Raw genomic sequence first — 21589 nt, 5'->3', positions numbered from 1 at the left:
GGCGCGGATGCTCTCCGCGCCGTTTTTTTTCGTCCTGCCGCCGGGGCAGACATCGATCGCAAGGCGCAGAGCAACATTGGGCCGTCGGATAGTTCTGGCCCAGTCGCGATGATCGAATCGGGATCTCCGAAGAACCCCGAAATAACGGACGCTTAAGGTTACCCAACTATCACTGCATCGAGGCCCGAGCCGCCGTCCGTCTCGCAGTTCCAGGACGATCCCGATGCGTACCGTCACCCTGCCGCTGCTGGCGGTCCTCAGCCTCTGCGGCGCCAGCACCGCCCGGGCCGCCGACCTGGACTACGATTACCTGCGTGGCGCCGATTACGACCCGGTCCCGGCCCCGGTGGTCGACTGGAGCGGCGTCTACGTGGGTGGCCATGGCGGGTATACGTCCGCGGCGCTGGGTACAAAGGGCGCGCTGCAACCCCTGATCTATCGGGACTCTCACGATACGACGGGCGAATCGACGTTTCGTGCGTCGACCCTTCTCAATCCTCCGTCGAAGCGGGTCGGCGACACGAGTTTTGGCGCCTTCGTCGGTTACAATGTCCAGTTCGACGACTTCGTCTTCGGCTTCGAGGCCGACTACACGAATTTCGGCAAGATGGGCGTGTCGAGCGACGGACTCGGGCGCAGCAAGACCGCCTCGAACATTCTCGAAACAGTCGATATGGCCGGATACACGGCCACGCGCGTCAACGATTACGGCACGCTGCGAGCCCGGGCCGGCTACGCTCTCGGCAACATCCTGCCCTTCGTGACCGGCGGTCTGGCGATCGGCCGGGCGCGCATCGCCGACACGACGATGTACCGGAACTATGGCTTCGACGTCACCGCCTACAACGCCAACCTCGCCGGGACACCGACCTACGTGTCCAATTTCGGCTATACGAGCTTCAATCCGAACGCGCCCTACAATGGCACGCCGTTCACGTCGATCCAGACGCAATCGAAGACCAAAGTGGTCGCCGGTGCGACGGTCGGCGCCGGTCTCGAATACGCGATCACGCCGAACATCCTGCTGCGCGCCGAGTATCAATACGTGCTGTTCAGTCAGTTCGATGGGCACAAGGTCAACCTGAACACGGTCCGGGCCGGCGCGGCGGTCAAGTTCTGATGCGGCCCGGCGCCGGGAGGCTTCCGATGCTCGACCCGAGGGGATTGCGACCGTTCACGTTCGGCCTGCTCGCCGGGCTCGCCCTCATCCCCGCGCCGGCTTCCGCCTGGCCCGAGGACCGCAACTTCGATCCGCCCCGCCTCCGGCGCGTGGTCCGCGTCCGACCCGACCTGTCGGCCGTGCCGCCACCCGTGATCGTCCGGGGCTACCTGCCGCGCAATCACAACGTCCCGATGTACAACGAGCCGCCCCGCCGCGGGCCGGCTTGGTGATCCCGCTTCAGCTCTCCAGCTCGCTGTCCCAGTACAGGTAGTCGAGCCAGGTGTGGTGGTACTGGCGGTGGTCGAATTCGGGCTGCCGGTGATGCAGCTCGTAGCGGGTCGGCCGGCGGGGCTCGGTCGCGAGCGGCATGTCGGCCTCCTGCGGCGTGCGGTTGGCCTTGCGCAGGTTGCAGGGCGAGCAGGCCGCCACGACGTTCTCCCAGCTCGACAGGCCGCCCCGGGAGCGCGGCACCACGTGGTCGAAGGTCAGGCCGCCCGAGGGCAGCCGCAGGCCGCAATACTGGCAGCTGAAACCGTCGCGCAGGTAGATGTTGTAGCGGGTGAAGGCCGGGCTGCGCGCGAGCGTCACGTAGTTCTTCAGGGCCACCACGCTCGGCACCCGCAGCGCCCGCGAGGGCGAGCGGGCCTCGACGTCGTAGCTCGCCACCAGGGTGACGCGGTCGAGGAACAGGGCCGTGAAGGCGTCCTTCCACGACCAGAGCGAGAGCGGATTGTAGGAGAGCGGCCGATAATCCGCGTTCAGGACGAGGGTTTGGAGATCCATCATCGGCGCGACTCTTCGGACTATCTCTGACGCGTATAACGCGCGGGAACGCGCCGGCGCCCCACCGGCCCGTCCGACGCGGCCGCGGGCCGGTACAGGACGGGCCGGCGGACAGGACGTCGGCTCGGCGGGAGAGGCGGAAGGAGCAACAGGGCGGCGGGCCGGCGCGCGGTGACGCCAGTCGGTGCGGTAGCAACCGGAACGCGGCCGGGCCGGACCGGCATCGGCGCCGGCCGAACCCTTTCGCGTGACGACGAAAAGGCCCTGTCCATCTGGTGTTCATCTAATCCCACCGTGACAGCCTTGTGAAGCTCGTCCCTCAGGGTCCCGGGGACGCACCCACAGCGGGTGCCGGGCGCGCCGGCCGGCGCCAGGGTGGGCAGGGGCACGGTTTCGCCCTATTGGAGGCCCACAGCGCCCGGCCTCGAGGGCCGTGCCCGAATCGCCCTGCGGTCAGGCGCGCCCCTCAGGCTTCGATTCACGCGCTCGCCGACGCCGAACCGGCGTCCCCGCCGGTATCCCCTCCGGCGGCGAGCGCTCGAGAAAGCCCGCGCGGTTCCCGACGACCGCCGGTCCGCCGATGCCGGGCCCCGACCGCGCGCCCGGCGCGCCCGACGAGAGGTAGCCTATGATCCGCACGCCCGTGCGCCCCCGGAAGCCGAACGGCGCGCCGCGCCGGCCCGCCGCGCTGGCCCTCCTGGCCGCGCTGATGCTGGGCATCCCGGCCGCCGCGCCGCCCGCATCCTGGGCCCAGGGCGAGGCGCCGGCCGGGCAGCACCCGGGGACCAAGCCCGCCGATGCCAAGCCCGCCGATGCCAAGCCCGCCGATGCCAAGCCCGCGGACGCCAAGCCGGCCGACGCGAAGGCGCCCGACGCCAAGCCCGCGGCGCCGAAACCCGAGATGTCGGAGCAGCTCAAGGCGGTCCGGGCCCAGCTCGATGCCGCCAAGGCCGAGCTCGAGGCGCGCGAGAAGCAGCTGGGGCATCCCGACCTGACCGCCACCGACCTGGCGGCGATCCGCGACAGCGCCGGGACCGTCACCGAGGAGATCCGCGCGCTGATCACCCGGCTCGACGCGCCCCTCGAGGCGGCGCGCGAGCGGCTGGCGCAGCTCGGTCCGAAGCCGAAGGACACCCAGGAAAGCCCCGAGATCGCCGAGCAGCGCGTGGAGCGCGAGGCGGCGGTGACCCGCATCGACGAGACCCAGCGGCTCGCCCGCTCCCTGCTGGTGCAGGGCGACCAGATCATCGACCGGGTGTCGAACCGCCGGCGCGAATCGTTCACCCGCGACCTGTTCCAGCGCTCGCAGCCCCTGGTCAGCCCGGGCCTCTGGGCCAAGGTCATGGCCGACATACCGCGCGATACCCGCTCGCTGCAGAGCGCCGTGTCCGATATCGGGCTGCTGTTCTCGCGCAACGGCAGCATGGGTAACCTGCTGTTCCTGGGGCTCGCCTTCGGGATCTCGGTCGCGCTGTATTTCGGCCGGCGCAACATCGCGCCCCGGGCCGCCCGCCGGGACGCCTCCGCCACCGAGCCGTCGCGCCGCGCCACCCTGCTGGCCGCCTGGCGGGTGATCCTGCTCGGCACGGTGCCGGCGGTGGCGGGTTCCTACGCGGTCTACTACGCGCTCGACGCCACCAACCTGCTGCCGTCCCGGCTGCTGCCGGTGGCCGCCGCGATCCTGGGCGGGCTGGCCTTCATCGCCTTCGTCGAGGCCCTGTGCGACGGGTTGCTGAGCCCCGACAAGCCAGCCTGGCGCCCCGCCCCGGTCGGCGACGCGGCCGCCACCCGGCTGACCCGGCTCGCGGTCGGCATCGCCACGGTGATCACCGTGGTGAAATCCGTGGAGGCGCTCAATTCCGGGATCTCGGCGGCGCTGCCGATCTCGATCGCGACCCGCGGCCTCGGCGCCGTGGCCACCGCGCTGATCCTGGCGGTCGGCCTCCACCGCTTCGCCGATACCGAGCAGGAGGAAGAGGCCTGTTTCGGCCCCTACGTGCCGACCAAGACCACCACGGGCATCGGTGGCCCGGCCCGGCTCCTCGGCTGGGCCGGGGTCGCGCTGATCGGGCTCGGCGCGCTCGTCGGCTACGTCGCCTTCGCGGCCTTCCTGATCGACCAGCTGATCTGGGCCGCGGGCGTGCTCGTGCTGCTCTACCTGCTGGTCCAGAGCGTCGACACCTTCATCGGCCGCGCGCTCACCGACGAGACCCGGCTCGCCACCGCGCTCCAGGCCAATACCGGCCTGCGCAAGCGCTCGCTGAACCAGATCTCGGTCCTGGCGACCGGGGCCGCCCGGGTCGTGCTGATGCTGGTGGCGGCGCTGCTCGTGCTGGCGCCCTGGGGGCTCGATTCCACCGACATCGTCTCGTCGATCCGGCAGGCCTTCTTCGGCTTCAAGGTCGGGGACGTGACGATCTCCCTGTCGAGCATCGCCTTCGGCATCGGCATCCTGGTGCTCGGCGTGTTCGTCACCCGGGCGGTGCAGCGCTGGCTGGAACAGACCTACCTGCCCGCCACCGACCTCGATGCCGGCCTGCGCAACTCGATCACCACGATCGCGGGCTATTGCGGCTTCCTGCTCTCCCTGGCGCTCGCCTTCTCGTATCTCGGCCTGAGCCTGGAGAAGCTGACCATCGTGGCCGGCGCCCTGTCGGTCGGTATCGGTTTCGGCCTGCAGTCGATCGTCAACAACTTCGTCTCCGGCCTGCTGCTCCTGTGGGAGCGCCCGATCCGGGTCGGCGACCAGGTGGTGATTGGCGATTCGGAGGGCATCGTGAAGCGCATCTCGGTGCGCTCCACCGAGATCCAGACCTTCGACCGCTCGGCCGTGATCGTGCCGAACTCGAACCTGATTTCCGGGGTGGTCAAGAACCGCGTGCGCGGCGACCGTTCGGGCCGGGTCAGCATCACGGTCAGCGTCCTGCGCAACCAGGACCCGGTGCGGGCCGCCGAGATGATCGTCGGCTGCGCCCAGGCCCATGCCGACGTGCTGAAGGACCCGGCGCCCCGGGTGGTGTTCAAGAAGATCGGCGACCCGTTCCTGGAATTCGAGCTGCTGGTCTGGATCGTCGATGTCAGCCTCGGCCTGAAGGTCCAGACCGACCTGAACTACGCGGTGTTCGCCACCCTGTCGGGCGCGGGCTTCATCCCGCCGCTCGGCCCCGGCGCCAGCATCGTCACCGTGCAGGGCTTCGAGACGATGCAGGCCGCCATGGGCGAGATCGCGAGCCGGTTCGGCCAGGCCGCGCCCGCCCCCGGGCCCCAGGAGCCGAAGGAGATCCCGGAGCCCCAGGAGGCGCCGCCGTCCCAGCCGCAGCGCGACCGCGGCCTCCAGAGCGCCGGGGGCTGAAGGCGCACGCGCGGCCTCAACGGGTCCGGTCGCGCGATCGCCCGGGGCTCCCTATATGGGCCGGGCGTCCGAGCCGGATGCGTGAGCATGGATCTTCGAACGTGGGCGGACGCAACCTGAGACGAGGCTTCTGGGCGGCGGCCTGCATCCCGGCGCTGGCGCTGCTCGGCGCCTGCGCCACCGAGGCGCCGACCACGGCGGCGCTGCCGAGCATCTACCTGCCGCTGGCCAGCCAGGCCGCCCATGTCGACACCGACGCCGCCCGGGACATGATCTCGTCCTATCGCCGCAACCGCGGCGCGGGGCCGCTCACGGTCGATCCCGAGCTGCAGCGTCTGGCCGAGGCCGAGGCCGCCGCCATGGCGGTCGCCGACCGGCCGAGCAAGGCGCAGACCGTGAAGGCCGCGGTCGGGCGGCTCGGCTTCTCCGACGTCAACGCCAACCTGTCGGCCGGCTATCACACCCTGGCCGAGGCGTTCTCCGGCTGGCGCGAGAGCGCGCCGCACGACGCCACGATGCTCGACCCCCGGGCGACCCGGATGGGGATCGCCACCGCCTACGCGCCCGGCTCGAAATACAAGGTCTACTGGGCGCTGCTCACCGCCAAGTAGGCGCGCTACGGCAGCCCCTTCACGTTCGGCACCGGGGGCGCCTCCTTCAGCAGCGTCACCGTCACCCGGCGGTTGGCCGCGAGATAGGGGTTGTCGGGGAACATGGGCTCGGTGTCGGCCTTGCCGGAGACCGAGGCGAACCGGTCGTCCTGCACGCCCGCCCCGGCCAGGATCTCGCGCACGCTGATCGCCCGGCCGGCCGACAGCTCCCAGGGCGACACCGGCAGGCGCTGGCCCGGCCTTTCGGTGGCGGTAAAGCCCGTGATGGCGATGCGGTTGGGCATCTGCCGCAAGGCCGGGGCGAGCTTCTCCAGGAGGCGCCTCGTGCGCTCGTTCGGGCGGGTCGAGCCGTCCGGGAACATCGCGCGCCCGTCCTGGTCAACGATTGACAGTTCGAGACCCTGGTCGGTCCGGACGATCACGACGTTCTTCGACAGTTCGGCGATGTCCGGCATGTCCTGCAGCGCCTGCCGCAGGGAGGCCGCCGCGAGGCCGAAATTGTCCGGCTCGCCGGTCTCGGTCAGGCCGAACTCGCTGCTCTGGTCGCGCCGTGGCGGTGTCGTCCGGTCGGTGGCCTTCTCGGGCGGGATGCTGCGCAGGTACTTCACATGGTCGGCGGCCGGCAGGCCCTCGGATTCGAGGATGCCGGCGAACTTCGATTCCTTGTTCACCCCGAAGGCGTCGCGCATCGAGCCGGCGACCACCTGCATCTTCTTCTGGTCCTGCGTCGAATAGGCCGCGACCATCACGAAGAAGCTCATCAGGAGCGCCATCAGGTCGGCGAAGGTCACGAACCAGCCGTGGCCGCCATGCGCGCCGCCGCGCTTCCGTCTGGCCATATCAGGCGGCCGGTTCCAGCAGCGCTTCGCGATGGTTGTGCGGCAGGTAGGCGACCAGCATCTCGCGGACCAGCATCGGGCTCTTCTGGTCGCGGATCATCAGGATGCCGTCGATGATCAGGGAGCGGGAGACGTCCTCCTCCTCCAGCTTGACGTGCAGCTTGTCGGCGAGCGGCAGGGTGATCAGGTTGGCGATCACGGCGCCGTACAGGGTGGCGAGCAGGGCGGTCGCCATGGCGGGGCCGAGCTTCGAGGGGTCGGACATGTTGGCGAACATCGCCACCATGCCGAGGATCGTGCCGATCATGCCCCAGGCGGGGGCGCAGTCGCCGTAGGCCCGGTAGACCTTCGAGCCCTCGTCGAGATGCATCAGGAAGTTGTCGCGGTCCCGCTCCATCGTGTCCCGGATGAAGTCCCGGTCGTAGCCGTCGGCGATATAGCGCGCGCCCTGGGCCAGGAACGGGTCGGAGATCTCCATGTTCTCCAGCGCCATCGGGCCGGACTTGCGGACCACGTCGGCGAGCTTGGTGATCTCCTCGATCAGCTCCTGCGGCTTCACCGAGCGCATCATGAAGGCGAAGCGCAGGCCCATCGGCAGGCCGTGGACGATCACCGAGAACGGGAAGCGGATCATCGTGGCCGCGGTGGCGCCGCCGAACACCACGACGACCGCGTGCTCCGACGCGTAGGCGCCGAAATGGCCGCCATCGAGCACGATCAGCCCGACCACGACGCCGAGGCCTGAGAGGAGGCCGAGTGCAGTTGCGAGATCCATGCTGCGGCGCCCGGTCCGGAAACGTAAAAAAAGCTGACCCCGCGGTCGCTTGCGGCCGGGTTATTCACAGCGGTAGGAAATCTTGCTGAACGAACCGTAAAGGCGATGGCCTCGACCCTGTCGAGGGCCGTCATCGCCCGTTCAGGCGGGCCCGGGCATAAGCCGTGTCGTGTGAGGGGTTTGGTGGCGAAGGCGGCTGTGTCCGCCCGCCGCACGGACCTTAAGAATTGGCGCGAGACCCGGACACACGGGCCGCGCCGGGGGTGGTGGAGCGGTGGCGATGGTTCGTCTGTACGGGCGGGTCCTTGGTTTCCTGAAGGCGGAGCGGCGGCTGGCCATCGGTCTGGCCGCCACCAACGTCGTGCTGGCGATCGCGGCGTTTGCCGAGCCGCTGCTCATGGGCCGGATCATCGACCAGCTGACCCACCTGCAGCGCGGCGGCAACGCCATGGGCACGATGCTCCCCCTGCTGGCCGCTTGGGTGGCGTTCGGCTTCTTCACCATCGCGGCGGGCGTGTTCATCGCGCTCCACGCCGACCGGCTGGCCCACCGCAACCGCCTGTCCTCAATGGCGAGCTATTTCGAGCACGTGCTCGACCTGCCGCTGGCGTTCCACTCGGCGAACCATTCGGGCCGGGTGCTGAAGGCGATGCTGGAGGGCACCAACGGCATGGCCTGGCTGTGGCTCGGCTTCTTCCGGGATCACCTCGTCGCCCTGGTCTCGCTGGTCGTGCTCCTGCCGATGACCCTGTTCATCAACTGGCAGCTCGGCTCGATCCTGGTCGTCCTCGTGCTCGCCTTCACGGCGCTCACCACCTTCGTGATGCGCCGGACCGAGACGCTCCAGGGCCAGGTCGAGGCGTTCAATTCGGGCCTCGCCGCCCACGCCTCCGACGCGCTGGGCAACGTCGCGGTGATCCAGTCCTTCACCCGCGCCAAGGCCGAGAAGGACGCGATGCGCGGCATCATCACGAACCTGCTCGCCGCGCAGATCCCGGTCCTGTCCTGGTGGGCGCTCGCCAACGTCGCGACCCGCGCCTCGGCGACCATCACCATGACGGCGATCTTCGTCACCGGCATCTGGCTGTATCAGGCCGGCACCACCACGGTGGGCGAGGTCGTGGCCTTCATGAGCCTGGCCACCGCCTTCGTAGCGCGGCTCGACCATGTGGTCGGCTTCGTTAACGGACTGTTCCAGCAGGCGCCCAAGATCGCCGAGTTCTTCGAGATCTACGATACCGTGCCGGCCGTGGCCGACCGCCCGCATGCCCGCCAGGTCGCCCGGTTCGAGGGCGAGGTCACCTTCGACGACGTCGCCTTCTCGTATGATGGCCGGCGCCAGGCGCTCGACGGCGTCTCGTTCTCGGCCCGTCCCGGCGAGACCGTGGCCCTGGTCGGCACCACCGGCTCGGGCAAGTCGACGACGCTCGGCCTCTTGCACCGCAGCTTCGATCCGGCCTCCGGGTCGATCCGGATCGACGACATCGACGTGCGCGACATCGGGCTCTCGTCCCTGCGCCACAACATCGGCGTGGTGTTCCAGGAGCCGATGCTGTTCGCCCGCTCGATCCGCGAGAACCTGCAGGTCGGCCGTCCCGACGCCACCGATGCCGAGATGCTCGACGCCCTGGAGCGGGCCCAGGCCGGTGCTTTCATGGCGCGCCAGCCCGACGGGCTCGACACGGTGATCGGCGAGCGTGGCCGATCGCTCTCCGGCGGCGAGCGCCAGCGGCTTTCGATCGCCCGGGCGCTGCTGAAGAACCCGCCGATCCTGATCCTCGACGAGGCGACCTCGGCGCTGGACGCGGCCACCGAGCGCAAGCTCCAGGGCGCCCTGGAAGCCGTCATGGAGGGACGCACCACCTTCGTGATCGCCCACCGGCTCGCCACGATCCGCAACGCCGACCGCATCCTGGTCTTCCACGAGGGCCGGATCGTCGAGGCCGGCACGTTCGACGCGCTGGTCGCCCAGAACGGCCGCTTCGCCGAGCTCGCCCGGGCCCAGTTCATGGCGGCCGCGGCCGACGAGGACGAGGGTCGCCTGGCCCTGGCGGCGTGAGGAACGGGCGCCGGTCAGCCGGCGCTCAGCGCATCGTGCCGGGTATCCGAGCCGGCACGATGCGCTAGCTCTTTGCCTTGCATCGTTTTTTTCCGAAAGCCGGCAGCTCCCTTTCGGAACGATAGCTCTAGGGAAGTCTCAACCTTTCGGGAGACAGTGTCTTCCGAAGACGCTCACCCGCCCCGGAGCCCCGTCCCCGATCGGGCAAGTGATCCTGACCCTCTGAGTCGCAAAAACATGCTGCGCGAGATCGTCCTCGACACCGAGACCACCGGCACGGAGGCGCGGAACGGCGACCGGCTGATCGAGATCGGCGCGGTCGAGCTGCTGAACCACATCCCCACCGGCCGGACCTTCCACCGCTACTGCAACCCGCAGCGGGCGGTCTCGGAGGGCGCGTTCAACGTCCACGGGCTGTCGGACGCCTTCCTGTCCGACAAGCCGGTCTTCGCCGAGATCGTCGGCGAGCTGCAGGCCTTCCTGGCGGATGGGCGCCTGGTCATCCACAACGCCCCCTTCGACGTTGGCTTCCTCAACATGGAATATGCCCGGCTCGGGGCGAACGCGCCGCCGCCGATCCAGCTGGACGACGTGGTCGACACCCTGCCGATGGCCCGCCGCAAGCATCCGGGCGCGGCCAACAACCTCGACGCCCTGTGCAATCGCTACGGCATCGACACCAGCCGGCGGACCAAGCACGGGGCGCTGCTCGACGCCCAGATCCTGGCCGAGGTCTATGTCGAGCTGCTCGGTGGCAAGCAGACCAGCCTCGGCCTCCTGGATGCCCAGGCCGGACCGCAGGTCCAGGCCGTCGTCCAGGCGGTTCCGGCGGCCCCCCGCCCGTATCGGAGTCGCCTTACGGATGAGGAGCGGGCAAGGCACGACAGCTTCCGCACGAGCCTCGGCCCGGCGCCGATCTGGGCCGACTATATCGGCGCCGACGACCCGGCCTGACCGGCCTTGTCGCATCGCACATCGGCCTCTATTGCGTCGCACCATATGGCGAGCTTCGCGCCAACCCCGGCCGCGACACGGACGCTGATGTGACCAAGCGTGCACCCATCATGGATCCCTTCAGCAAGCTGAAGGATGTGCAGGACGGCGTCCGCGACAGGAATGTCCGCTCGCCCTTCGCCGACATGATCGAGGTCACCCGCCTCACGAGCCTCGGCCGTCTGGACGAGGCGACCGCCCTGATCCAGCGCAGCCTGGGGGGCTACGCAGCCGCGCCGCGCCCGGAATCCGAGGCACCCGCCCCTCAGTCACAGCCCCGCCGCGCGGAAGCGCCCCAAGAGGCCCGGCGCGAGGTCCCGCAGAAGACGCCGCGCACCGAGCCCGCCCGCACGGTGATCGCCGAGCCGGCGGTGCGGGTCCGCAAGGCGGTCGGCAAGGTCGTGCGCGGCCTGGCGCCGGTGCTGAAGGGGCTCGGCCATGCGCGGCGCATCCCCGCGCGGCCGCCGGCCCCCCGGACGCCGGCCGAGAGCCGCTTCGTCGCCCTCAGCCACGCCGAGCCGGCCGGCAGTCGCGACTACAAGCTGTTCATTCCGGGCCATCCGGCCGAGCCGGCGCCGCTGGTGGTGATGCTGCACGGCTGCACGCAGAACCCGGACGATTTCGCCGCCGGCACCGGCATGAACGCTTTGGCCGAGCGCGCCGGCTTCTTCGTCGCCTACCCGGCCCAGAGCCGGCAGGCCCATGTCCAGCGCTGCTGGAACTGGTACGAGCCGCGCGACCAGCGCCGGGAATCCGGCGAGGCTGCGATCATCGCAGGCATCACCCGGGCCGTGATGGCGGCTCACCCGATCGACCCGACCCGGGTCTACATCGCCGGCATGTCGGCGGGCGGCGCGGCCGCCCTGAACATCGCCCGGGCCTATCCGGATCTCTACGCCGCGGTGGGCGTGCATTCGGGTCTCGCGGCCGGCTGCGCCCGCGATCTCGGCTCGGCCTTGATGGCCATGCAGGTCGGCGCGCCGGGCCTGGGCACCGCGCCGTCCTTCGGCGCAGCGCCCGTCGGCCAGCGCATCCCCACCATCGTGTTCCACGGCGAGGATGACGGCACCGTGAGCGTGCGCAACGCGGATCAGGTGCTGGCCCAGGCCAACGTCGCCGGCCTGACGGCCCGGTCCGAGACCTTCGAGGGCCGCGGCCACCCGTTCACCCGCACCCGCTACCAGGACGAGGCCGGTCGGGTCATGGTCGAGGATTGGCGGGTGCGCGGCGCCGGCCATGCCTGGTCCGGTGGCCGCCCCGAAGGCAGCTACACCGATACGGACGGGCCCGACGCCTCGCGGGCGATGCTCGACTTCTTCGCCGCGCATCGGCTCGGGCCGCAGTAAACGCGCGCGCGTCCGGAGACTTGCAGGGCGCGGCCCTGCACCCGCAAAAGGTCCCGGACCTTTTGAAACCGTGACCGGACCCATCCATGACCGCACCGATCCCGACCCTCGACGGCCTCGCGCAGGTGGCGGAGCGCTACGACCTGCTCCTCTGCGACGTCTGGGGCGTGCTGCATGACGGCCAGAAGGCCCATGTCCCGGCCGGCGAGGCGCTGATCCGGTTCCGCGGCCTGCCGGGTGCGCGGCCGCGCCGGGTGGTCCTGGTCTCGAACGCGCCCCGGCCCGGGGACGGGGTGGGCCGCATCCTCGACCGGTTCGGCGTGCCGCGCGAGGCCTACGACGCGATCCTGACTTCGGGGGACCTCACCCGCGAGTTGATTGCCGCACGCCCGGGGGCGCGGATCCGGCATCTCGGGCCGGAGCGCGACCTCGGGATCTTCCAGGGCCTCGATCTCAGCCTCGTCCCGGAGGAGGAGGCCGACCTCGTGGTCTGCACCGGCCTGTTCGATGATCGCAGCGAGACCGCCGACGATTACCGCGACGAGCTCATGCGGCTGGCGGCCCGGGGGCTGACGATGATCTGTGCCAATCCCGACCTCGTGGTCGAGAGCGGCAACCGGCTGATCCCCTGCGCGGGCCTGCTCGCGGCGGCCTATGCCGAGCTCGGCGGCGCCGTGATCTATGCCGGCAAGCCGCACCGCCCGGTCTACGAGGCGGCGCTGGCCAAGGGGGCCGAGCTCACGGGTGCGCCGGTGGATCCGGCCCGGGTGATGGCGATCGGCGACGCGATCCGCACCGACATCGCCGGCGCCCGTGGCTTCGGCATCGCCAGCCTGCTGGTGGCCCGCGGCATCCATGCCGAGGAACTCGGCGTCTCGGCCGAGCACCATCGCCTCGGCGACGTCGCCGAGTGGCTCGGCCGCCAGGCGGTGCATCCGGACGCGGTGATCGAGCGGCTGGTCTGGTAGAGCACCGGCCCCGGCGGCCATGCTACAGAGCGGGGATGAGCGATCCCGTCCCCGCCGCCACCCATGCCCGCACGATCCTGGCGGCGCACGAGCATCGCCGGCAGATCGCGCCCCTGACCGGCTGGGATTCCGGCCTCGACCTCGCGGCGGCCTACCGGGTGGCCGAGGAGGTCAGGCGCCTGCGCGCGGGGCGGGGCGAAAAGCCGGTGGGCCGCAAGATCGGCTTCACCAACACGACCCTCTGGGAAACCTACGGCGTCCACGCGCCGATCTGGGGACATGTCTACGACACGACCCTGCACGACCACGCCGCCCTGACCGGCCCGGTCCCGCTCGCCGCCCTGGTCGAGCCGCGGATCGAGCCGGAGATCGTGTTCGGGCTTGCCCGGGTGCCGGAGCCCGGCATGGACGACGCGGCGCTGACCGGTTGCCTCGCCTGGGTCGCCCAGGGCTTCGAGATCGTGCAGTCGCTGTTCCCCGGCTGGCGCTTCGCCGCCCCCGACACGGTGGCGGCCTTCGGTCTGCACGGCCTGCTGGTGCTCGGCGAGCGCGTCCGGATCGACCCGGACGCGGCGCACAGCTGGAGCGACGGGCTGGCGGGCTTTTCCGTCGAACTTCTGCGCGACGGTGTGGTCGCCGACCGGGGCAGTGCCGGCAACGTGCTCGGGGGCGGCCCCCTGGCGGCGCTCCGGCACCTCGTCGATGTGCTGGCTAAGGATCTTGGTAGCCCACCCCTCGCGGCCGGCGAGGTCGTCACGACCGGGACGCTGACCGACGCCCTGCCGGTCGCGCCCGGGCAGGTCTGGACCGCGCGTCTGTCCGGCCTGCCGCTGCCCGGCTTCGACCTCAGCCTGGCCTGACCGCACCGCCGCGCGTCTGTCCGGCACAAAGCCGCTGCGCATCCGCACGAAATCCGTCGCGCATGGCGCCGGATGCGGTATGGCGGGATCGGGCGGTCTCGTGCGGCACGGGATTCGCCCTGTGCCGTCCGTCATCGCCTCCGCCCCGGCTCCGCCGCAGCGTCGGGCTTTGGCGATAATTAGCCGACATGCCACATGCTGAGACATGCCTGGACGCGCACGGAGCCGCTACACGACCTACCTGGTGTCCATGACCCCGGAGCGATCCGGCCGTCGCGGCCGGTCGGGTCCCAAACCCGCTCCCGCGGTCTACGCGGTCATGAAGCCCAATGCCGAGGCGGCGATCGAGGCGGTCCGCGCCCTGGCCGAGGGGCCCATGGTGGTCGCTGTCGTGGGCAGCCTCTCCACCCGGGTCTCCAAGGGCCTGAAGCTGAAGCCCGGAGAGCCGCGTCTCGTCTGACGAGCCGGCCTCAATCCACCGCGAGCCGGTAGCCGACGCCCCGCACCGTCTGCAGGAAGACCGGGTTGGCGGGATCGACCTCGGTCTTGCGGCGCAGGCGGTTGATCTGCACGTCGACCGTGCGCTCCGCGGCGGCGCCCCCGGGGCCGGCGAGCTGCTCGCGCTCGACATTGGCGCCGCCGGCCGCGGCCAGGATGGTCAGGATCTCGCGCTCGCGCTCGGTGATGCGGATCAGCGCGTCGTCCCGGCGCAGTTCGCCCCGGTCGATGCGGAACGCGAACGGCCCGAAGGTCACGGCCTCGGCCGCCTCGCGCGGGCCGACGCTGCGCTTGATGATGTTGTTGAGCCGGAGGGTCAGCTCCCGGGGCTCGAACGGCTTGGGCAGGTAATCGTCGGCGCCGATCTCCAGGCCCATCACCCGGTCGTTCGGGTTGGAGCGGGCGGTGAGCATCAGGATCGGCACCCGGGAGGTCTCGCGGACGCTGCGGGCGTAGTCGAAGCCGTTCTCGCCGGGCATCATCACGTCGAGCACCATCGCGTCGAACACGACGCTCTGGGCCCGGGCCCGGGCCTCGGCGGCGCTGGCCGCCACGGTGACGCGGAACCCCTGGTCGGTCAGGTAGCGGGCGAGCAATTCGCGCAGGCGCCGGTCGTCGTCGACCACGAGGACGTGCGGCGCCGTGTCGGGCAGGTCGGCCCGGGGGGCGGCCGTCACGCGTCGCCACCCGCGCTGGATCCGCGCCGGGCCATCAGGCGTCGCACCGCCGCGCGATCCTCCGGCTCGATCATCGCCATCAGGAAATCCTCCGGGGAGCCCAGCGCGTCCGGGGCGGCGAGCGCCCGGGCGAGGCGCCGGGCCTGGACCCGGGTGAGGTCCGCGGCCAGCTCCGCACCGGACGGCGTGCAATACAGCAGGCGCTGGCGCCGGTCGCTCGGGCCGGTCTTCTGCGCGACGTAGCCCTGGCCGATCAGGTCCTTCAGGACCCGGTTGAGGCTCTGCTTGGTGATCCGCAGGATGTCGAGCAGCTCCGCGATGGTCAGACCCGGATAGCGGTCGACGAAATGCAGCACCCGGTGATGCGCCCGGCCGAAGCCGTAGGCGGCCAGGATCCGGTCGGGATCGCCGACGAAATCCCGGTAGGCGAAGAACAGGAGCTCGATCAGGTCGTCGCTGCCGAGGCCATGCGCCGGAGCCGCCGCGACGCCGTCGGCCCGGCGGGGTGCGGGGCTCGGCGTGACAGGACTCGGCGTGACAGGACTCGCCGTGACAGGACTCGGCGTGGCGGGACCGGGCGCGGCAGAGAGCCCGGAGACGCCGAGGCCGTCGCGCTGTGCCGATGAGGTCACGGGGGGCAGGCCGTCACGTGGGGACCGTCCGGATGGCAAGAAGGTCAGTCCCGCTGACATGTCTCAGCGCCGCCCGGGAGCGTCAAGCCCGAGGACGCCCGCGCGCGAGACAGCCATGCCGGACCGATCCGGGGCTTGCCGGCCGCCGCTCCGGGTCCGATACCGGACCGGTCCGATACCGGGACCCGAGGGGAACAGCATGAGCGACGCCGACGCACGGGCCCGCCGGGTCTGGATCCGCGATCCGCTGGCCATCCTGGCGGCGGAGGCCGGGGGCGGCATCGTGGTGGCCGGGAGCCGGATCGTCGAGCGCGTCGCCGTCGGCGCCCAGCCGGCCGCCCCGGTGGACGAGACCTTCGACGCCTCGCGCCACGTGGTCATCCCGGGCCTCGTCAACACGCATCACCACGCGTTCCAGACCCTGACGCGGGCGCACCCGATCGCGATCAACAAGCCGCTGTTTCCGTGGCTGAAGGCGCTCTACACGGTCTGGGGTCGGATCACCCCGGAGGCGTTCCGGCTCGCCACCCGGGTCGCCTATACCGAGCTGCTGCTGTCGGGCTGCACCACGGCGGGCGACCACCATTACCTGTTCCCGAAGGGGCTGGAGCAGTCGGTCGACATCCAGGTCGAGGAGGCGCGCAGCCTCGGGATCCGCGCCGCCATCACCCGCGGCTCGATGAGCCTGTCCGATCGCGAGGGCGGCCTGCCCCCCGAGACGCTGACGCAGGACGACGACACGATCCTGGCCGATTGCGAGCGGGTGCTGAACCTGTTCCACGACCCGGCCCCCGGGGCGATGGTGCAGGTCGGGCTGGCGCCCTGCTCGCCCTTCGCGGTGACGAAGCGGCTGATGCGCGAGAGCGCGGACCTCGCCGCCCGGCACGGCTGCCGCCTGCACACCCATCTCGGCGAGACGCTCGACGAGGACCAGTTCTGCCTGTCGATGTTCGGCTGCCGTCCGGTGGATTACCTGGAGGAGGTCGGCTGGATGAGCGACCGGGTCTGGCTCGCCCACGGCATCCATTTCAACGATGCCGAGGTCGCCCGGCTCGGCAAGGCCGGGGTCGGCGTCTGCCATTGCCCCACCTCGAACATGACCCTCGCGTCCGGCCATTGCCGCACCTGCGAGCTGGAGGCGGCGGGCTCGCCCGTCGGCCTCGGCGTCGACGGGTCGGCCTCGAACGACAGCTCGAACCTGATGGAGGGGGTGCGCCACGCGCTGATGCTGAACCGGCTCACCTACGGAGCCGAGACCGTGACCCATCTCGATGCGCTCCGCTGGGCCACCGAGGGCTCGGCCGCCTGCCTGGGCCGCTCCGATATTGGCCGGATCGAGCCGGGCCGCGAGGCCGACCTCGCCCTGTTCACCCTGGACGAGTTGCGCTTCTCCGGCGCCCACGATCCGCTGGCCGCCCTGGTCCTGTGCGGCGCGACCCGGGCCGACCGGGTGATGGTGGCGGGTCAATGGCGGGTGATCGACGGCCAGCCGCTCGGTGTCGATGCGGTCCGCCTGCGGGAGGACCATTCGCGGCTGGCGAAGGCGTTGTTCGGAGTGGGGTGAGGCTCGAAGGATCCGGATTCAAAAGGTCCGGGACCTTTTGCGGGTGCAGGGTGGAACCCTGCCCGGTCTCGGTGAGACTTGAAGGCTGAAGTTCGTAGGCGTTGCTACGAAGCTGCGCCGAGGTTGGGGAGGCCGCCCATGACGATCGCCACTCGCTCCGGCGGAGAATCCGAACACGATACCGACCGCGCCGAGAAGGCTGCGGCCGAGGGACAAAACTTCATCACCCAAACCCTGGGCCAACCGGCAGGCGTCGAAAACGTGGCGGTGGAGTTTCCCCACACGCGCGACCTCGCTCAAGGCGCTGATCTCGACTGATGTTTCTGCTCGTCGCGAGACCTCGTGAGGGCCTTCTCAGTAAACCGAGCCAGCTCAGCTGAAAAAGTGTGATTTGAAGCGGTAACCCAGTCCTTCTGCCTGGAAGGGGCTACCGGATTCACACCTCGCCGAATGAGGCTCGGGTCCCCTCTCCCGTGCGGGAGAGGGGGCGCGTCGCGCCTACACGAACCGATGTGTGAACATCGTAGCCCGCAGAAAGGCGGCCCGAGCGCTCCGGCTCAGAACAACCCGTCGATCTGCCCGTCGGCATCCAGGCGGATCGTGTCGGCGGCCGGGACCCGGGGCAGGCCGGGCATGGTCATGATCTCCCCGCAGATCGCCACCACGAAGCCCGCGCCCGCCGAGAGGCGGACGTCGCGCACGCCGACGACGTGGCCCTCGGGGGCGCCCATCAGGCTCGGGTCGGTGGAGAACGAGTACTGGGTCTTGGCCATGCAGATCGGCAGGTGGCCGTAGCCGTCCTTCTCGAAGGTGGCGAGCTTGCCCGCGGCCTTGGTCTCGATCTGGATGTCGGCGGCGCCATACAGCTTGGTGGCGATCGCCCGGATCTTGTCGGTGAGCGGCGCCTCGGTCTCGTAGGCGTAGCGGATCGGGGCGGGCTCGGCGGCGGCGAGCTGCACCACGGCCCGGGCGAGATCCTCGGCGCCGGCGCCGCCCTCGGCCCAGTGGCGGCAGGTGATCGCCTCGACATCGAGACGCTCGCGGCACAGCTCCTTGAGCCGGGCATGCTCGGCATCGGTGTCGGCGTAGAAGTGGTTGACCGCCACCACCACGGGCAGGCCGAAGCCCCGCAGGTTGGTCACGTGCCGGGCGAGGTTGGCGAACCCCTTCTCCAGGGCGCCGATATTCTCGCCGCCGAGGCTCTTCTTGTCGACGCCGCCATGCATCTTGAGGGCGCGGATCGTGGCCACCACCACGACCGCCGAGGGCGTCAGGCCGGCCTGCCGGCACTTGATGTCCAGGAACTTCTCCGCGCCGAGATCGGCGCCGAACCCGGCCTCGGTCACGGTGTAGTCGGCGAGCCGCAGGCCGGCCCGGGTCGCGATCACCGAGTTGCAGCCATGGGCGATGTTGGCGAAGGGGCCGCCATGGATCAGCGCCGGGTTGCCCTCCAGCGTCTGCACCAGGTTCGGCTGCAGGGCGTCCTTGAGCAGCACCGTCATGGCACCGGTGGCCTTCACGTCCTTCAGGGTGACGAGCTTGCGGTCGCGGGTCTCGGCGATGACGATCCGTCCGAGGCGCTCCTCCAGGTCGGCGAGGTCCTTGGCGAGGCAGAACACCGCCATCACCTCGGAGGCGACGGTGATGTCGAACCCGTCCTCCCGGGGGAAGCCGTTGGCGACGCCGCCGAGCGACTGGGTGATCTGGCGCAGGGCCCGGTCGTTCATGTCGACGACGCGGCGCCAATGGATGCGGCGCACGTCGATGTTGAGCTCGTTGGCCCAGTAGACGTGGTTGTCGATCAGCGCGGCCGCGAGGCTGTGGGCCGAGGTGATGGCGTGGAAATCTCCGGTGAAGTGCAGGTTGATCTGCTCCATCGGCACGACCTGCGCCTTGCCGCCGCCGGCCGCCCCGCCCTTCATGCCGAAGCAGGGGCCGAGCGAGGGCTCGCGCAGGCAGATCATGGTCTTCTCGCCGATGCGGTTCAGCGCGTCGCCGAGGCCCACCGTGGTGGTGGTCTTGCCCTCGCCCGCCGGGGTCGGCGAGATCGCCGTCACCAGCACGAGCTTGCCGGGCGCCTTGCCCTCGAGCCCGGCGATGTAGCCGTGGTCGAGCTTGGCGATGTGCTTGCCGTAATTGTGCAGCGCCGCATCCGGGATGCCGAGCTTCTCGGCGACCTGCGCGATCGGCTTGAGCGTCGCCGCGCGGGCGATCTCGATATCTGAGGGCATGGGCGTTCCTCCCTGGCTCCGCGGGCACGGCGCCCGCCCACCCGTCGACTGTTATCGTACGGGGATCTTGCCTCACGATGACGTGTCGCGCCGGTCTCGCACGGGCGCGGACGCACGGCGAGGCCGCCCCGCGAGCAGCGGCAGCACTGTGCGTCAAACCGGACGGAAATGCCCGTCGATTTTTATGAGCCGGCCGACAAATTACTCTTGCCGCGCCGGAGAGGATGCGGCCCTGAGGGGTTTCAGCCCCCGGACTTCTTGGCCTTGTCGGCGGCGCCCGGCGCCTCGTGCGGCTGCGGCGCGCCCTTGGGCAGTTCCGGGTTCTCGGCGTTGTGCGGCACGGCGACCGGAGCCGGCGTGGTCTCGGCGGTGGCGGTCGGCTTCTCGGTGTCGGGCAGGCCGTCCTTGAGCTTCTCGTTGATCTGCGCGAGGTCGTCCGGCTCGGGGTTCAGGTCCTTGGCGTGCTGCCACTGGAACTTGCCCTCGAGGCGCCGGCCCGCCCGCCAATAGGCGTCGCCGAGGTGGTCGTTGATGGTCGGGTCGCCGGGCTTCAGCTCGACCGCCTTCTCCAGCTCGCGCACCGCATCGTCCCAGCGGCCGAGGCGGTAATAGGCCCAGCCCAAGCTGTCGACGATCATGCCGTCCCGGGGGCTGGCATCGGCGGCCTGCTGCAGCAGCTTGAACGCCTCGTCGATGTTGATCTTCTGGTCGACCCAGGAATAGCCGAGGTAGTTCATCACCTGCGCCTTGGCGGCCGGCTGGCTCGCCGGCACCAGGGACAGGGCCTTCTTCAGGTCGGCCTCGGCCTTGGGCCATTGCTTGGCGCGCTCGTAGGCTGTGCCGCGGAAGTAGAAGGTCGTCCAGTAATTCGACAGCGGCCGGTCGCCGATCAGCGCGATGGCGCGGGAATAGGTGGCGGCCGCCTCCTCGTACTTCTTGCGCGCCCGCTGGACGTTCCCCAGCGCGGTGATCACGTCGATGTCGTCGGGATGCGCCTTCATGGCGGCGTCGAGATGGGCGAGCGCCTCGTCGCCCTTGCCCATCTGCTCGAGGTTGAGGCCGATCTGGATGTCGGCGTTGAGCTTGAGCGGCGAGGTCGCGGGGATCTGCGCGTAGGCCTCGTTGGCCCGCTCGGTCTGCTTCATCCGGTCGAGGGTGTCGGCGAGCGTCAGCCGGGCGAGGGCGTGGTCCGGAGCGAGGTAGAGCGCCAGCCGCAGGTAGATCACCGCGGGCAGCTCGTCGCCCTGCGTCGAGCCCGCCGAGCCGAGCCCGTAGAGCACCTCGGCGGCGCCCTCCTGGGCGGTGCCGATCAGCCGGGTCAGGGGCTTGCCGTCCTTCAGCTTGTCCAGGGCATCGCGCACCAGCGGGTGGCGCGGCGAGAGCTGGTCGAAGTCGGAATAGGCCTGGATCGCCAGGTCGGTGCGGCCGAGGCTGGCCTCGAGCCGGGCATAGGCGTCGACGATGCGCAGGGTGTTGCGGTCGGCCTCGTAGGCGGCCTTGAGGCGACGCTCGGCCTCGGCGTTGTCGCCGATCACCGAGGCGATCAGGCCGGCATGGTAGTCGCGGAAGGTGTTGTAGTAGCGCTCGCCCCGGAGCTTGTTGACCGTCTCCAGCGCCTTCTTGCCGTCGCCCGCGCCGGCATAGGACCAGGCAGTCAGCAGGGTCGCGGTCAGGTCGGTGGCCGCACCGCGGCCGCTGCGGGAAAAATTCTGGCGGGCGGCGGCCCACTGGCCGGCCTTGATCTGGCGCACCCCGAGGGAGAGGTTGGCGAGCCCGTTGGTCGGATCGCGTGCGATCAGCTTCTCGGCGGCCCGGAACGCATCCGGCAGGGCGCCGTCGGCCAAGAGCGAGATGAAGGCGCGCTCGACCAGCTCGGCATTGCGCGGATCGGCCTTGACCGCCTCCCGGTAGAAGGTCGCCGCCGCCGCCGTGTCCCGGGACGCGCCGGCGATGTAGGCGGACAGGAAGTTGCCCTCCAGGGATTCCGCGGGCTCGTAATCCAGCACCGGGCTCGATTCCCGCGGCTGTGCGGCGAGCACGGTCTGGGGCAGACCGGCGGCGAGCAGCAGGGCGAGCGCCGAGACGCTCCGGCGGGCGCGTGTTGTCATCATGAACCGGTCGCGGCTCCTGGGCGCCGGCCAGCCAAGGGGCCGGGCGCGAGAATGGCGGGTTATCCCCGTGAAAAACGCCGGGGACACTGAACCCATCCCGCCAGCCCCGCAAGGCGAAAGGATGGCGC

The 21589-nt window shown here is 70.5% G+C and carries 19 protein-coding genes; 12 read left to right on the top strand and 7 right to left on the bottom strand.

Going from position 1 to position 21589, the window contains the following annotated elements; translation table 11 throughout:
• Nucleotides 1–223 precede the first annotated feature (223 nt).
• Nucleotides 224–1120: an outer membrane protein gene (locus LGR69_RS06380; protein WP_007563399.1), complete on the top strand. Its 897-nt coding sequence runs from the start codon at nucleotides 224–226 to the stop codon at nucleotides 1118–1120.
• A gap of 26 nt (nucleotides 1121–1146) precedes the next feature.
• A complete protein-coding gene (locus tag LGR69_RS06375) occupies nucleotides 1147–1392 on the top strand; it encodes a hypothetical protein (protein ID WP_007563400.1) in 246 nt (81 codons plus the stop codon).
• A 7-nt stretch (nucleotides 1393–1399) separates the two neighbouring features.
• Here the strand turns inward: LGR69_RS06375 and LGR69_RS06370 are convergent, their stop codons facing one another.
• On the bottom strand, nucleotides 1400–1948 hold the full coding sequence (locus LGR69_RS06370) for an HNH endonuclease (protein ID WP_007563401.1): 549 nt from the start codon (nucleotides 1946–1948) through the stop codon (nucleotides 1400–1402).
• A 625-nt stretch (nucleotides 1949–2573) separates the two neighbouring features.
• Between LGR69_RS06370 and LGR69_RS06365 the strand changes: the two genes are divergently transcribed.
• Nucleotides 2574–5297 carry a DUF3772 domain-containing protein gene (locus LGR69_RS06365; protein ID WP_230365503.1) on the top strand — a complete coding sequence of 908 codons (2724 nt, stop codon included), beginning with the start codon at nucleotides 2574–2576 and terminating at the stop codon, nucleotides 5295–5297.
• A 101-nt stretch (nucleotides 5298–5398) separates the two neighbouring features.
• Nucleotides 5399–5908, top strand: a complete 510-nt coding sequence (locus LGR69_RS06360; RefSeq protein ID WP_205836111.1) for a CAP domain-containing protein — start codon at nucleotides 5399–5401, stop codon at nucleotides 5906–5908.
• A gap of 5 nt (nucleotides 5909–5913) precedes the next feature.
• Here LGR69_RS06360 and LGR69_RS06355 read toward each other — a convergent pair whose 3' ends face one another.
• On the bottom strand, nucleotides 5914–6747 hold the full coding sequence (locus LGR69_RS06355; protein WP_007563408.1) for an OmpA/MotB family protein: 834 nt from the start codon (nucleotides 6745–6747) through the stop codon (nucleotides 5914–5916).
• A 1-nt stretch (nucleotide 6748) separates the two neighbouring features.
• Entirely contained in the window at nucleotides 6749–7522 is a 774-nt protein-coding gene (locus tag LGR69_RS06350) for a motility protein A (RefSeq protein WP_039902939.1), read from the bottom strand.
• 274 nt (nucleotides 7523–7796) lie between these two features.
• On the opposite strand from LGR69_RS06350, the gene LGR69_RS06345 reads away from it, so the two are divergent.
• The 6 genes from LGR69_RS06345 (at nucleotide 7797) to LGR69_RS06320 (ending at nucleotide 14208) form a co-directional block, all read left to right on the top strand.
• Nucleotides 7797–9581 carry a glucan ABC transporter ATP-binding protein/ permease gene (locus LGR69_RS06345; RefSeq protein WP_039902940.1) on the top strand — a complete coding sequence of 595 codons (1785 nt, stop codon included), beginning with the start codon at nucleotides 7797–7799 and terminating at the stop codon, nucleotides 9579–9581.
• Between the two features lie 237 nt (nucleotides 9582–9818).
• Nucleotides 9819–10535 (top strand): DNA polymerase III subunit epsilon, encoded by a 717-nt coding sequence (gene dnaQ, locus LGR69_RS06340; RefSeq protein ID WP_230365502.1) that lies wholly within the window; start codon nucleotides 9819–9821, stop codon nucleotides 10533–10535.
• Nucleotides 10536–10645: 110 nt separating this feature from the next.
• On the top strand, nucleotides 10646–11920 hold the full coding sequence (locus LGR69_RS06335; RefSeq protein ID WP_230365501.1) for an extracellular catalytic domain type 1 short-chain-length polyhydroxyalkanoate depolymerase: 1275 nt from the start codon (nucleotides 10646–10648) through the stop codon (nucleotides 11918–11920).
• An 86-nt stretch (nucleotides 11921–12006) separates the two neighbouring features.
• Complete coding sequence (locus tag LGR69_RS06330) at nucleotides 12007–12888, top strand: TIGR01459 family HAD-type hydrolase (protein WP_230365500.1); 882 nt, start codon at nucleotides 12007–12009, stop codon at nucleotides 12886–12888.
• Between the two features lie 35 nt (nucleotides 12889–12923).
• A complete protein-coding gene (locus LGR69_RS06325) occupies nucleotides 12924–13748 on the top strand; it encodes a 2-keto-4-pentenoate hydratase (protein ID WP_230365499.1) in 825 nt (274 codons plus the stop codon).
• A 205-nt stretch (nucleotides 13749–13953) separates the two neighbouring features.
• Nucleotides 13954–14208 carry a hypothetical protein gene (locus LGR69_RS06320; RefSeq protein WP_007563415.1) on the top strand — a complete coding sequence of 85 codons (255 nt, stop codon included), beginning with the start codon at nucleotides 13954–13956 and terminating at the stop codon, nucleotides 14206–14208.
• 10 nt (nucleotides 14209–14218) lie between these two features.
• Here the strand turns inward: LGR69_RS06320 and LGR69_RS06315 are convergent, their stop codons facing one another.
• Together LGR69_RS06315 and LGR69_RS06310 are read right to left on the bottom strand one after the other, a co-directional pair.
• Nucleotides 14219–14923 carry a response regulator gene (locus tag LGR69_RS06315; protein ID WP_230365498.1) on the bottom strand — a complete coding sequence of 235 codons (705 nt, stop codon included), beginning with the start codon at nucleotides 14921–14923 and terminating at the stop codon, nucleotides 14219–14221.
• Nucleotides 14920–15372, bottom strand: a complete 453-nt coding sequence (locus LGR69_RS06310) for a MarR family winged helix-turn-helix transcriptional regulator (protein ID WP_128755000.1) — start codon at nucleotides 15370–15372, stop codon at nucleotides 14920–14922. Before LGR69_RS06310 ends, LGR69_RS06315 begins: the two co-directional genes overlap by 4 nt.
• A gap of 382 nt (nucleotides 15373–15754) precedes the next feature.
• On the opposite strand from LGR69_RS06310, the gene LGR69_RS06305 reads away from it, so the two are divergent.
• Together LGR69_RS06305 and LGR69_RS06300 are read left to right on the top strand one after the other, a co-directional pair.
• Nucleotides 15755–17119, top strand: a complete 1365-nt coding sequence (locus LGR69_RS06305) for an 8-oxoguanine deaminase (RefSeq protein ID WP_230365497.1) — start codon at nucleotides 15755–15757, stop codon at nucleotides 17117–17119.
• A 138-nt stretch (nucleotides 17120–17257) separates the two neighbouring features.
• Nucleotides 17258–17437: a hypothetical protein gene (locus tag LGR69_RS06300; RefSeq protein WP_230365496.1), complete on the top strand. Its 180-nt coding sequence runs from the start codon at nucleotides 17258–17260 to the stop codon at nucleotides 17435–17437.
• A gap of 239 nt (nucleotides 17438–17676) precedes the next feature.
• On the opposite strand, the gene LGR69_RS06295 is transcribed toward LGR69_RS06300, so the two are convergent.
• A complete protein-coding gene (locus LGR69_RS06295; protein ID WP_230365495.1) occupies nucleotides 17677–19350 on the bottom strand; it encodes a formate--tetrahydrofolate ligase in 1674 nt (557 codons plus the stop codon).
• A gap of 242 nt (nucleotides 19351–19592) precedes the next feature.
• Nucleotides 19593–21461: a tetratricopeptide repeat protein gene (locus tag LGR69_RS06290; RefSeq protein ID WP_007563420.1), complete on the bottom strand. Its 1869-nt coding sequence runs from the start codon at nucleotides 21459–21461 to the stop codon at nucleotides 19593–19595.
• Between the last annotated feature and the right edge of the window lie 128 nt (nucleotides 21462–21589).

The organism is Methylobacterium brachiatum (genome assembly GCF_020523825.1).
Classification (GTDB): Bacteria; Pseudomonadota; Alphaproteobacteria; order Rhizobiales; family Beijerinckiaceae; genus Methylobacterium; species Methylobacterium brachiatum.
The sequence above is the reverse complement of the archived record's forward strand: the minus strand, read 5'-3'. Positions and strand labels throughout refer to the sequence as shown.

What these genes read in the sequence shown, in the direction of transcription:
- LGR69_RS06380 (WP_007563399.1), top strand. Translation starts at nt 224, where the DNA reads ATGCGTACCGTCACCCTGCCGCTGCTGGCGGTCCTCAGCCTCTGCGGC.
- LGR69_RS06375 (WP_007563400.1), top strand. Translation starts at nt 1,147, where the DNA reads ATGCTCGACCCGAGGGGATTGCGACCGTTCACGTTCGGCCTGCTCGCC.
- LGR69_RS06370 (WP_007563401.1), bottom strand. Translation starts at nt 1,948, where the DNA reads ATGATGGATCTCCAAACCCTCGTCCTGAACGCGGATTATCGGCCGCTC.
- LGR69_RS06365 (WP_230365503.1), top strand. Translation starts at nt 2,574, where the DNA reads ATGATCCGCACGCCCGTGCGCCCCCGGAAGCCGAACGGCGCGCCGCGC.
- LGR69_RS06355 (WP_007563408.1), bottom strand. Translation starts at nt 6,747, where the DNA reads ATGGCCAGACGGAAGCGCGGCGGCGCGCATGGCGGCCACGGCTGGTTC.
- LGR69_RS06350 (WP_039902939.1), bottom strand. Translation starts at nt 7,522, where the DNA reads ATGGATCTCGCAACTGCACTCGGCCTCCTCTCAGGCCTCGGCGTCGTG.
- dnaQ (WP_230365502.1), top strand. Translation starts at nt 9,819, where the DNA reads ATGCTGCGCGAGATCGTCCTCGACACCGAGACCACCGGCACGGAGGCG.
- LGR69_RS06335 (WP_230365501.1), top strand. Translation starts at nt 10,646, where the DNA reads ATGGATCCCTTCAGCAAGCTGAAGGATGTGCAGGACGGCGTCCGCGAC.
- LGR69_RS06330 (WP_230365500.1), top strand. Translation starts at nt 12,007, where the DNA reads ATGACCGCACCGATCCCGACCCTCGACGGCCTCGCGCAGGTGGCGGAG.
- LGR69_RS06325 (WP_230365499.1), top strand. Translation starts at nt 12,924, where the DNA reads ATGAGCGATCCCGTCCCCGCCGCCACCCATGCCCGCACGATCCTGGCG.
- LGR69_RS06320 (WP_007563415.1), top strand. Translation starts at nt 13,954, where the DNA reads ATGCCTGGACGCGCACGGAGCCGCTACACGACCTACCTGGTGTCCATG.
- LGR69_RS06305 (WP_230365497.1), top strand. Translation starts at nt 15,755, where the DNA reads ATGAGCGACGCCGACGCACGGGCCCGCCGGGTCTGGATCCGCGATCCG.
- LGR69_RS06300 (WP_230365496.1), top strand. Translation starts at nt 17,258, where the DNA reads ATGACGATCGCCACTCGCTCCGGCGGAGAATCCGAACACGATACCGAC.
- LGR69_RS06295 (WP_230365495.1), bottom strand. Translation starts at nt 19,350, where the DNA reads ATGCCCTCAGATATCGAGATCGCCCGCGCGGCGACGCTCAAGCCGATC.
- LGR69_RS06290 (WP_007563420.1), bottom strand. Translation starts at nt 21,461, where the DNA reads ATGATGACAACACGCGCCCGCCGGAGCGTCTCGGCGCTCGCCCTGCTG.